Source organism: Novosphingobium sp. 11B, assembly GCF_054589055.1.
Window position 1 is genome coordinate 1 of sequence record NZ_BAAILP010000098.1, and the last position, 10,386, is coordinate 10,386.

Consider the following 10,386-nt stretch of genomic DNA (forward strand, 5'->3'; position numbering starts at 1 on the left):
CGTCCCGGACTTGATCCGGGACCGGTGGCTGTCTTTAGGCGGATGCGGTCGGCGAGACGCCTTGCCGAGAGCAAGGTCGCTCAAGGCAAGCGGTCCCGGATCAGGTCCGGGACGACGTCAGGCGCGCTTCACTTCCGGTGTATCATCCGGGGCGACTTCGGTCTTGGGTTCCTCACCCAGCCATTCGCCGAGTTCGGCCGCGGGGCGGGGGCGGCCGTACAGATAGCCCTGGCCGGTGATCCCGCCGTACTGGCGCAAGTGGTCGAGCACGGCCTGCGTCTCGATCCCCTCGGCCGTTACCGGCATGTGCAGCCCTTCGCCCAGCGTCGCCACGGCGCGGACGATGGCGGCGCTGTCCTCGTCGTCGAGCATGCTGGAGACGAAGCTGCGGTCGATCTTGATGCGGTCGAACGGCAGCTGCTTGAGCTGCCCGATCGAGCTGTAGCCGGTGCCGAAATCGTCGAGGCTGATGCGGATGCCCTGGTTCTTGAGGCTGGTCACCAGCGTGCGTACCTGGCCCAGGTTCTGGTGGAGGCAGCTTTCGGTGATCTCGATCTCCAGCCGCTGCGGCGGGAAGTTGGCCTCCACCAGCATGCGCAGGAGTTTCTGGGCGAACCACGGGTCGCGCAGCTGGATGGGCGAGATGTTGACCGCCAGCGTCAGCTTCGGGTCCCACAGTTTCGCGTCTTCCAGCGCCTGTGCGATCACGCTGCGCGAGAGTTCGGTGATCGCGCCGATCTCTTCGGCGACGGGGATGAAGATGTCAGGCGCGACGATGCCGAACTGCGGCGAATCCCAACGTGCCAGCATCTCGAATCCGGTGAGTTCGCCGGTCTCCAGATCCACCTGCTGTTCGTAGAACGGTACGAATTCGCCGCGCGGAATGCCTTGGCGGATGCCTGCCTCTAGGTCGGCGCGGAAACGCATCTCGTGCGCCATCTGCGGCTCGAACCACGAGAACTGGTTCCGGCCCTGTCGCTTGGCGTGGTACATCGCGACGTCGGCCATCTCCAGCAGCGCGGGCGAGGACGTGGTGCGCGATTCGGCGCGGGCGAGGCCGATCGAGGCGGTCACGTCGATCGTCGCGTTGCTGATGCGCGAGCCCTCGGCGATGGCCTGCACCAGCGCGGCGGCGATGCTGTCGACGGTTTCGCTGTGACGGGGCTCGAACGGAACAGCGACGGCGAATTCGTCGCCGCCGATCCGGCCGACGATGGTGCCTTCTGGAAGCGCGGCGGTGATGCGGCGGGCGCATTCCACCAGCAGGCGGTCGCCGGTGGCGTGGCCGTTGTAGTCGTTGACCTGTTTGAAGTTGTCGAGATCGATCATCAGCACTGCCACGGCCCGCCCGGCCGTCGCGCTGCGATCGATCAGCGCGTCGACGCTCAGGTTGAAGCTGCGGCGGTTGTGGAAGCCGGTGAGCGAATCGGTTTCGGCTAGACGCCGCGCTTCACGCTCGGCGGCGCGGCGCAGCATGATCTCGTCGCACAGTTCGCGGTAGCGGCTCCAGCCGAAGATGATGATCGCGATGTTGAGCAGGAAGGCGTTGAGCAGGAAATGGTCCGGCCCCGGCCCCTGTCCGGCGAGCGAATTGACGACCGCCGGGCCGATTTCGCTGCCGGTGGCGACGAAAAGAATGATCGCCGCGGTAACGATGCCGAAAGCGACGATGTCGACCTCGCTGCCTTCCGTGTCACGCCGGGAGGAAAGGATACTTGCTGCGTGCACGAAATGGCCCCTCCAAGGGCGTGGCTTGTAAGCCGTTGGAGCTACGCAGTTCCTCTGAAATATCAGTTAACGAAAAAGCCCCGGCCTGCATCAGCGGGCCGGGGCTTGGGCTATTACAGAGTTTTAATCGGCGCCGTTCACATCTTCAGACCGATCTCGCGCAGGCGCTCCTGCAGGTAGTCGTCGGCGGTGATCGAGACCGGGTAGCGGTCCGGGTTCTCGTCGCTCACGCACTCGGGCAGGGTGACGAAGCGGAAGTCGCTGCGCAGGTGGAGGAAGAACGGCATCGAGTAGCGGCTGTGCCCGGCACGCGCGCCCTCGGGGTTGCGGACGCGGTGCGTGGTCGAGGGCAGCACGTGGTTGGTCAGGCGCTGCAGCATGTCGCCGATGTTGACGACGATGGCGCCTTCGGGCGGCGCGACCGAGAGCCAGCGACCGTCCTTGCTCAGCAGTTCGAGGCCCGCTTCCTGTGCGCCGAGCAGCAGGGTGATGAGGTTGATGTCCTCATGCGCGCCGGCACGGATGGCGCCTCCGGATTCAGCGGAAACCGGCGGGTAGTGCAGCAGGCGCATCACCGAGTTGCCGTCCTCGATCCCTGCGTCGAACCAACCCGCATCGAGGCCGAGGTCGACGGCGATCGCTGAGAGCACCTTGGCGCCGGCCTCGTCGAACTGGGCGTAGAGTTCGCGGAAGGTCTCTTCGAAGCCTTCAACCTCGGTCGGCCAGATGTTCGGCGGCATCGAGGCGGCGAGCGGCGAATCGGCGGGAACGTCGCGGCCGACGTGCCAGAATTCCTTGAGGTCCTTCTCTTTGGCGCCCTTGGCGACTTCGGTGCGGAACGGCGTATAGCCGCGCGCGCCGCCCTGGCCGGGGATGAAGTATTTCTGCTTGGTCTCGACCGGGAGGGCGAAGAATTCCTCGGTCCTGGCCCAGGCCTGGTCGATCAGCGACTGGTCGATACCGTGGTCGCGGATCATCGCGAAGCCGAAGGTGCGGAAGCTCTCGCCGATGCGCGCGGGCAGGTCGGCGCTGTCGGCCACGAGGCTGAGGACGGGGATTTGTGCGAGGTCCATGGTAGTGCAATCCGTAACGAGTCGGTATGCCGCCCCTTTAGGCGCCCCGGCCGTCACAGTCTAATTCGGGCCGGAAATTTACGATGGAAGGTGCGGGCATGGCATACTGGCTGATGAAGTCTGAACCCGATGCTTACGGCTGGAACGATCTTGTGAAGGAAGGCGAGGGCACATGGGACGGCGTGCGCAACCACCGCGCCGCCAACAACCTGCGCGCCATGGAAGTGGGAGACGAGGTGTTCTTCTACCACTCCAACATCGGCAAGGAGATCGTCGGCATCGCTACGGTGAGCAAGGCCGGGATCACCGATCCCAGCGATTCCGAGGGCAAGTGGGCGGCGGTCAAGGTGAAGCCGGTGCGCAAGCTGAAGCGGCCGGTGACACTCGCGCAAGTGAAGGGCGATCCCAAGCTGGCGGAGATGGAACTGGTGAAGTTCTCGCGCCTGTCGGTGGGTGTGGTGACGCCGCAGGAGTGGGACTACGTGCTGGGGCTGGCAGGGGAGTGACGACATATCGCCGCTAAGGCACGCCTCGGCGCAGGCGTACGAAACTTAGCGGCGGAGCAGCGTGTTCTCTTCACGTGACGGCAGCGAGATGTTTCGCCGCCGAGCTAAGGAGATACCGCCGTGGGTGAACTCAAGGACACCGTGAAGGGCCTGGGCAACGAGATTGCCGGTAACGTCAAGCAGGCCGCAGGCAAGGCGCGCAACGACCCGGCCCAGCAGGCAGAAGGCAAGGCCCAGGAAAAGAAGGGCGAGCTTCAGCAGGGCATCGGCAAGGTCAAGGGCGCGCTCGGCGACCGGGTCTGACCTAACCTCTTCCTGACGGAAACCAGCGAGAGGGCTGCCTTAGGGCGGCCCTTTTTCTTTGGGTTTCCGATGCTTGCAAGAACGAATCGTCCCGTTTCGGGAAGGGTTCGCCAAGCGCTTTGCGCAATGGTAAACAAATCGTTAATGCGTGACTTATGCGAAGCATGACACGTCGCGCACTCGTCCTCACGCAGGAGTCGGCCGGGCACTGGTTCCGCCGCTCACTGCCGCCCCACGTCTTCACCGAATCGCTTGAGGAGGAAGACGAAGATGTGGAGGCCGCGCGCAAATGGCGCCTCAGCGGCGGCGACTGGCGGGGGTTTCTGACCGCCTACTGCGTGAGTTTCGTGGCGATCACCCTGTTCATCGCCTGATACGGCGAGGCGTCGCCATTTACCTGTAGCGTCATTGCGCGCGTAGCGAAGCAATCCAGAGCGGCTGAATACTGCCCTGGATTGCTTCGCTACGTTCGCAATGACGAAGATAAGAGGCTTAGCCCGCCTTGGGGCACTTCTCGGCGCGGAACAGCAGGTATCCCAGCCATGCCGAGGCGACGCAGCACAGCGAGACGACCAGCAGCTGCTGCGCCACCGCAACGCCCATCAGCGTCATTACACCGGTCGCCAGCGAACCGACGACCATCGCGCCCGAGTTGACGATGTTGTTCGCGGCAATCGTGCGCGCGGTCTGCGACTTGGGCACGAAGGTGGTGAGGAAGGCGTAGAGCGGCACCACGAACATACCGCCGCAGATGGCGATGCCCAGCAAGGTCAGCATCAGCGGGATCGCCAGCGGCTGCACGACGAAGATGCCCACGTCCATCAGCGTTCCCGTTCCGCTATGCGGCGGCCAGATGCGGCAGACCTGCTGGAAGGCGACGAGGAACACGCCCATGCCGATCACCGAGATCGGCGACCATCGCGCGGAAACGGTGCCCTTGAGCAGCGCATTGATCGCCATCGACCCGATCGCGACGCCGACCGAGAATATCACGAGGAACAGGCTGGCGACTTCCTTGCTGGCCATCAGCATGTTCTTGGCAAGCGGCGGGAACTGCACGAACAACACGGTGCCGATCGCCCAGAAGAAGCTGATCGCGCAGATGGCAAGGAACACGCGGCGGTCCTGCATCGTCGTGCGCACAAGGCGCACGGAAGCGCGGATGACGTGGTAGTCGAGCGGCTCGATCTTGCCGAGCGGCGGGGCGGAGGGGACCTGTCGCCCGGCGAACCAGCCGATTATGGCGACGACGATCACCCCGATCGCGGCGGCATCGACGCTGATCCAGCCCGCGACGATCGTGCCGGCGAGCACGGCGATGTACGTACCCGCTTCGACCAGCCCGGTGCCGGATAGCACTTCACCGTCCTTCAGGTGCTGCGGCAGGATCGCGTACTTGATCGGCCCGAAGAAGGTCGAGTGAACGCCCATCGCGAACAGCGCCAGCAGCATCAGCGGGATGGCCACGGCGTCGAGCGCCTGCCCCTGCCACGCAAGGGCAAGGCCCGCGCCGCCGACCAGCATGATGCCGATCTCGCAGGCCTTGATGATGCGAATCAGCTTCGCCTTGTCGCGCATGTCGGCCAGTTGCCCGGCCAGCGCCGAGAGCAGGAAGAAGGGAATGATGAAGATCGCCGAGGCCATCGCGCTGAACCGCGCCTCCTGGCCTTCCGAGTGATACACCTCGTAGACGACGAAGAGCACCATCGCGTTCTTGAACAGGTTGTCGTTGAACGCGCCCAGAAGCTGGGTGACGAAAAGGGGGAGAAAACGTCGCGCCCGGATGAGTTGGGTCGTCGTGGTCATGATCTAAGTATGCCGCCGGCCTTGCTCATTGGTCGTCGGGACACTTAATGGCATGGGGCGGGGGCACAAGCCCTGTTCACCACTTTATTCCCGTAGCGATTGCGGGCTATGGCATTCCCATCATGCTGACTCTGCCGAACATCCTGACGCTTTCACGCATCGTCGCCCTTCCGTTGCTCGCCTTCCTGCTCTGGTGGCCCAGATGGGAATTCGGGTACGGACTGGCTTTCGGGCTTTACTGCCTGATGGGACTCACCGACTATTTCGACGGCTATCTCGCTCGTTCGAGCGGGACGGTGTCGAAGCTGGGCGTATTCCTCGACCCCATCGCCGACAAGATCATGGTGGCGACGGTGATTCTGGTGCTGACCGCGCAAGGCATCCTGCGTGGGCCTTTCGTGGGCGACATGCACGTGATCGCGGGCCTCGTCATCCTCGTGCGCGAGATCGCCGTGTCGGGCCTGCGTGAGTTTCTTGGGGGGCTGCAGGTTTCGGTGCCAGTCAGCCGCCTTGCGAAGTGGAAGACGACGTTCCAGCTGATCTGCCTGGGGGCGCTGATCCTTGGCGTGGCGATGCCGTGGTGGAATCTCGACCTCGGCGCGCTGGTAATCAACGTGCCGCATACCGTGGGCCTGACGACGCTGTGGGCGGCCGCCGCACTGACGGTGGTGACGGGCTGGGACTATCTGCGGGTCGGCCTCAAGCACATGGACTGAACCCCTTGCGCTTGCGGTGCGGGCAAGCGGACTTGCGTTCCCCGCACTTGGTCTGACGCGGCTCGAGGGCCATTTGCGCTCGGAGCGGGGGCTACAGCACGAAGGATTTCACCATTACCGTCGCGTCCAGCACCATGTCGGCGTCCAGTGCCGTCAGCGGCCCCAGTCGCCCGGTCGTCTTCTCGCTGGCCGTCGCTGCCGGGCTGACCGTCGCCAACATCTACTACAACCAGCCGATGATCGGGCTGATGGAGCGCGACCTTGCGGGTGCGGCGGCGACTTACGTGCCGACCGCGACGCAGCTCGGTTACGCCTTCGGCCTCGTCGTGTTGGTGCCGCTCGGCGACCTCGTGGAGCGGCGGAGGCTGATCGTGCTGCAATGCCTGGCGCTGACCGCCGCGCTGGCTCTCGTCGCCATCGCGCCGAGTGCCGGGCTGGTGCTGGCCGCATCGCTGCTGGTCGGGCTGCTCGCTTCGGTTGCGCAGCAGATCGTGCCGTTCGCGGCGAATCTCGCCCCTGACGAGAAGCGCGGCGCAATCGTCGGTACGGTGATGGCCGGTCTCCTGTGCGGTATTCTGCTCAGCCGTACGCTGGCGGGCTTCGTTGCCGGAACGCTCGGGTGGCGGGAGATGTTCTGGCTCGCGGTTCCACTGGCGCTTTTGACCGCACTGCTCATGGCGTTCCAGCTTCCGCGCAGTCGTCCGCAAGACACCGGACTCGGCTATGTCGGCCTGCTGCGCTCGCTTTGGAGTCTGTGGCGCGAATTTCCCGCGCTGCGGCTGGCGACTTATACCCAGTGCTGCCAGTTCGGCGTCTTCAGCGTGTTCTGGACCATTCTTGCCCTGCGCCTGCAGGAGCACTTCGACCTTGGGCCGGAAGCTGCGGGACTGTTCGGTATCGTCGGTGCGGCGGGCGTGCTTGCAGCACCGGTCGCAGGGCGGCTCGCCGACCGTCGCGGTCCGCATCCCGCCATCGTGCTGGGCACGGTGATGACGCTGGCGGCGTGGCTGATCTTCGGTTTCTGGCATTCGCTGGCCGGGCTGGTCGTGGGGGTACTGGTGCTCGACGTGGCGGTGCAGCTCAGCCAGATCTCCAACCAGAGCATCATCTACGCGCTGCGGCCTGAGGCGCGCTCACGCATCAACACCGTCTACATGGCGATGATGTTTCTGGCCGGGGCAGCCAGTTCGGGCGCGGCGACGGCGACATGGCATCAGTGGGGCTGGGGCGGGGTCTCGGCGCTCGGGATCGGCATTTCGGTGCTCGGCGTGGCGCTGCAGGTGCTGCGGCGATAGGACGCCGGGTTTCGACAAGCTTAGCCTGAGCGGTATTGAGAGCCAGTCCTTGAACCCCGCTCAGGCTGAGCTTGTCGAAGCCCCATCAGGCTACAAAGCCAGGTCAACCAGCCCGCAGTTCGTCCGCCAGCATCCGGAATTCCTCTGCACGCGGGGAATTCTTGCGCCACACCAGCGTGATCTCGCGATTCGCGTTGGGCGAGATCAGCGGCCGGGCGACGACGTTGGTTCCATTGAGAATCCCTGCGTCGAGGGCCATTTCCGGCAGCATCGTCAGGCCCAGCCCGTTGTCGACCATTTGCACCAGCGTATGCAGCGAGGTGCCGATCATCGTCGCGCTGGCCCGCAGTTCGGGCCGGTTGCAGGCGGCGAGGGCATGGTCCTTGAGGCAGTGCCCGTCCTCGAGCAGGAGCAGGCGGTTCTCGTCGATCACGTCGGGGCTGACTTCGGCGGGCGGATCGCGCGGATCGTCGCGGGGGAAGGCAACGAAGAAGGCGTCGAGTTCGATCGTCTCCTTCTCCACCTCGCCGGTCGCATAGGGCAGGGCGAGCAGCACGCAGTCGGCGCGGCCATGGTGGAGCGATTCCATCGCCGCCTGGCTCGGCTCCTCGCGCAGGAAGAGCTTGAGATTCGGGCGTTCGCGGCGCAGGCGCGGCAGCATGCGCGGGAGCAGGAACGGTGCGATCGTCGGGATCACGCTCATGCGCACTTCGCCCGAGAGCGGCTTGCCGCTGGACTGGACGAGTTCGGACAGTTCCTCCGTCTCGCGCAGGATGCGGTGGGCCTTCTCGACCACGGCATTGCCCAGCGGCGTGAAGCGGACGGCGCGCTTGGTGCGCTCCACGAGGACTACGCCAAGCAGCGTTTCCAGATCGCGCAGACCCGCCGACAGTGTCGATTGCGACACGAAGCAGGCATCGGCGGCACGGCCGAAATGGCCGTGCTCGTGGAGCGAGACGAGATACTGGAGCTGCTTGAGCGTCGGTTGGTAGACGGTCATGTGGTGGCTATTGCACGGTGGGAGCGGTTCGCCAAGCGGCGTTGTGCAATGCGGAAGAAGGAGGAAGGGAGCCCACCCCCGGCCCCTCCCGCAAGCGGGAGGGGAGGAAAAATCGCAGCGTTGCCCCTCCCGCTTGCGGGAGGGGAGCGAGACTTGGTCCGGAGGACCTAATCGCAGCGGGGAGGGCTTATTCGGCCACCGTATCGTCGACGACGTCTTCCACGCGCGTCATCTTGAGCTTGCCGTTCTCCACCGCGAAGGCGAGCTTGCCCTCGACGAGATCGAGCGCATCGCGGCCGAACACGTCGTAGCGCCAGCCCTGCAGCAGGCTGAGGTTCTTGCGAACGCCCGCCGCGAGCAGTTCCAGCTCATCACTGCGCGCCAGCAGGCGGGCCGCGGCGTCGATCTCGCGGGCGCGGATCTTGAGCAGCAGCTTGAGCAGGTCGGCGACCAGCGAGCCTTCCTTGCCGAGCGGCGCGCCGCGCGGGGCGCGGGCGGGCATCTCGTCGTCGGTCAGCGGCTCCGCCTTGGCGATGGCGGTCATCAGGCGGCGGCCGATTTCGTTATCCTTCCAGCCTTGCGACAGGCCGCGCACTTTAGCCAGATCGGCCTGGCTCTTGGGCGGGTGGCTGGCGATGTCGGCCAGCGTCTCGTCACGGGCGATGCGGCCGCGCGGGATGTTCTTGCCCTGCGCTTCCAGTTCTCGCCATTCGGCGATCGCGCGCAGGCGGCCAAGCACTTGCGGGTTGCGGCCCGGCGCCTTGATCCGGTGCCAGGCTTCCTTGGGGTCGTTCCGGTAGTTCTCCGGATCGGCCAGCTTTTCCATCTCCTGGTCCAGCCAGGCACCGCGCCCGGTCTTGATCAGGCGCTTGAGGATCTTGGGGAAGATCTTGGAAAGATGCGTGACGTCGCCGATCGCGTATTCGATCTGGCGGTCGGTCAGCGGGCGGCGCGACCAGTCGGTGAAGCGGGCGCCCTTGTCGATCGTCAGGCCCTGCCACGATTCGACGAGGTTGGAATAGCCGATCTGCTCGGACTGGCTGATCGCCATCATCGCGATCTGGGTGTCGAATATCGGGTGCGGGGTGCGGCCGGTGAAGTTGAAGATGATCTCCACGTCCTGCCCGCCCGCGTGGAAGACCTTGAGGACGTCCTCGTTCTGCGTCAGCAGGTCGAGCAGTGGGGTCATGTCGAGGCCGTCCGCCAGCGGATCGATCGCCGCCGCTTCCTCGGTATTGGCGATCTGCACGAGGCAGAGTTCGGGCCAATAGGTGTTCTCGCGCATGAACTCCGTGTCGACGCTCACGAAATCGGACTTCGCGAGACGCTCGCACAGGGCGGCAAGATCTTCGGTTTTCGTTATCAGCGGGTGAATTTTCATTGAACGAGGGCGTTACGCCTAACCGCGCGGGGGATCAACGCCCCGTGTTACCGTTTTGTCGCAGTTTATTTCCGACCGAGGAGCCGCTGCCACAGGCTGGGCTTCTTGATGTCGGCCAGTTCGGCAATGCTCTCGGCCGTCACGAAGCGGTGGCGCAACTGCGATCCGGTGGTGTGACCGTAGGGGAGGGGAAGGTACAGGCCCTCGGGTTCATATCCCGGGTCCGCTTCCGGATCGGCGAGTTCGCGCAAGTCGAGCATGGCCGGAAATTCGGCCTCGACCGAAGCGCTCGCAGGCGCGGAAACCGGTGCGTCGGCCCATTCCTGGTACTGCGCCGCTTTCCCTTCGTCGGTCGGGTGGAAGATGGTTTCGTCCAGCTTGCCGTCAGCAAACATCTGCATTTCCCGGTTTTTTGGTGTGGCGACCCGTGCGCGGGAGCATAATCGCCAAATGGTTTATTTGGAGTTACCGCCGTCATCCCGGCGCGGGCCGGCACCTCTGGCGATGAACAGCCCACCTTGCATCGAGGCTCCCGGCCAATGCCTGAAGACCGCAAGCGTTCCCGGCCTGCGCCGGGA

At 64.9% G+C, this 10,386-nt stretch carries 11 protein-coding genes; 5 read left to right on the top strand and 6 right to left on the bottom strand.

From position 1 onward, the window contains the following. Window positions 1-117: 117 nt before the first annotated feature. On the bottom strand, window positions 118-1,728 hold the full coding sequence (locus ACYPYD_RS08915) for a putative bifunctional diguanylate cyclase/phosphodiesterase (protein WP_008833275.1): 1,611 nt from the start codon (window positions 1,726-1,728) through the stop codon (window positions 118-120). A gap of 137 nt (window positions 1,729-1,865) precedes the next feature. Next, complete coding sequence (locus tag ACYPYD_RS08920) at window positions 1,866-2,801, bottom strand: isopenicillin N synthase family dioxygenase (protein ID WP_008833274.1); 936 nt, start codon at window positions 2,799-2,801, stop codon at window positions 1,866-1,868. Window positions 2,802-2,899: 98 nt separating this feature from the next. Between ACYPYD_RS08920 and ACYPYD_RS08925 the strand changes: the two genes are divergently transcribed. From ACYPYD_RS08925 to ACYPYD_RS08935, 3 genes are all read left to right on the top strand, one after another. Next, window positions 2,900-3,307 (top strand): EVE domain-containing protein, encoded by a 408-nt coding sequence (locus ACYPYD_RS08925; RefSeq protein ID WP_051211604.1) that lies wholly within the window; start codon window positions 2,900-2,902, stop codon window positions 3,305-3,307. Between the two features lie 120 nt (window positions 3,308-3,427). Beyond that, complete coding sequence (locus ACYPYD_RS08930; RefSeq protein WP_008833272.1) at window positions 3,428-3,610, top strand: CsbD family protein; 183 nt, start codon at window positions 3,428-3,430, stop codon at window positions 3,608-3,610. A gap of 164 nt (window positions 3,611-3,774) precedes the next feature. Continuing rightward, a complete protein-coding gene (locus ACYPYD_RS08935; protein ID WP_459662847.1) occupies window positions 3,775-3,984 on the top strand; it encodes a hypothetical protein in 210 nt (69 codons plus the stop codon). Between the two features lie 118 nt (window positions 3,985-4,102). Here ACYPYD_RS08935 and ACYPYD_RS08940 read toward each other — a convergent pair whose 3' ends face one another. Further along, complete coding sequence (locus ACYPYD_RS08940) at window positions 4,103-5,416, bottom strand: MFS transporter (protein WP_271181591.1); 1,314 nt, start codon at window positions 5,414-5,416, stop codon at window positions 4,103-4,105. Between the two features lie 122 nt (window positions 5,417-5,538). Here ACYPYD_RS08940 and pgsA point away from each other — a divergent pair, with 122 nt between their 5' ends. Continuing rightward, window positions 5,539-6,132 (top strand): CDP-diacylglycerol--glycerol-3-phosphate 3-phosphatidyltransferase, encoded by a 594-nt coding sequence (gene pgsA, locus ACYPYD_RS08945; protein WP_008833269.1) that lies wholly within the window; start codon window positions 5,539-5,541, stop codon window positions 6,130-6,132. A gap of 134 nt (window positions 6,133-6,266) precedes the next feature. Next, window positions 6,267-7,427 (top strand): MFS transporter, encoded by a 1,161-nt coding sequence (locus tag ACYPYD_RS08950; protein ID WP_459662848.1) that lies wholly within the window; start codon window positions 6,267-6,269, stop codon window positions 7,425-7,427. Between the two features lie 103 nt (window positions 7,428-7,530). On the opposite strand, the gene ACYPYD_RS08955 is transcribed toward ACYPYD_RS08950, so the two are convergent. The 3 genes from ACYPYD_RS08955 to ACYPYD_RS08965 form a co-directional block, all read right to left on the bottom strand. Next, on the bottom strand, window positions 7,531-8,427 hold the full coding sequence (locus ACYPYD_RS08955) for a hydrogen peroxide-inducible genes activator (protein WP_008833267.1): 897 nt from the start codon (window positions 8,425-8,427) through the stop codon (window positions 7,531-7,533). 187 nt (window positions 8,428-8,614) lie between these two features. Then, window positions 8,615-9,808: a ribonuclease D gene (gene rnd / locus ACYPYD_RS08960; RefSeq protein ID WP_008833266.1), complete on the bottom strand. Its 1,194-nt coding sequence runs from the start codon at window positions 9,806-9,808 to the stop codon at window positions 8,615-8,617. Between the two features lie 65 nt (window positions 9,809-9,873). Beyond that, window positions 9,874-10,209, bottom strand: coding sequence for a hypothetical protein (locus tag ACYPYD_RS08965; protein ID WP_271181589.1), 336 nt, complete (start codon window positions 10,207-10,209; stop codon window positions 9,874-9,876). Window positions 10,210-10,386: the final 177 nt, after the last annotated feature.